Annotated in this window: 1 protein-coding gene; it reads left to right on the forward strand. The window is 35.1% G+C overall.

Annotated elements, in window-relative coordinates:
* Positions 1 to 387, forward strand: a 387-nt coding sequence (locus SB724_RS19485) for a hypothetical protein (protein WP_410572423.1), incomplete at both ends; no start/stop codon positions are given.

Genomic DNA, 387 nt, shown 5'->3' on the forward strand with positions numbered 1-387 from the left:
TGGCTAACGGGCAACTTGATCCTGCATTTGCGAATAATGGTGTAAAGATATTTCCCAATAACTATGTTCCGATTATGATAGTGAATGGAGATCTTAATTCTTACATAAAACAGCAGGGTTCTAAAATACTGGTAACTGCAAATGATGGAGTAGGTGGGGGCTCCACATATACCTATAGATTAAATGATGACGGAACATTGGATGGAAGCTTTGGCAATAACGGAAAATTGGTAGGTCATTCATCAAAACCACCTTGTCTGGATAATCAAAACAATATTATTATAATAGACACTAATAAAATCATCAAATATACTGTAAATGGTCAACTGATGACTGGTTTTGGTAATAATGGTGAAGTTCCTTTCTCTGATTATTGGTTTTCAGAGT

Source organism: Bacillus sp. SIMBA_031, from assembly GCF_046535225.1.
Classification (GTDB): Bacteria; Bacillota; Bacilli; order Bacillales; family Bacillaceae; genus Bacillus; species Bacillus velezensis.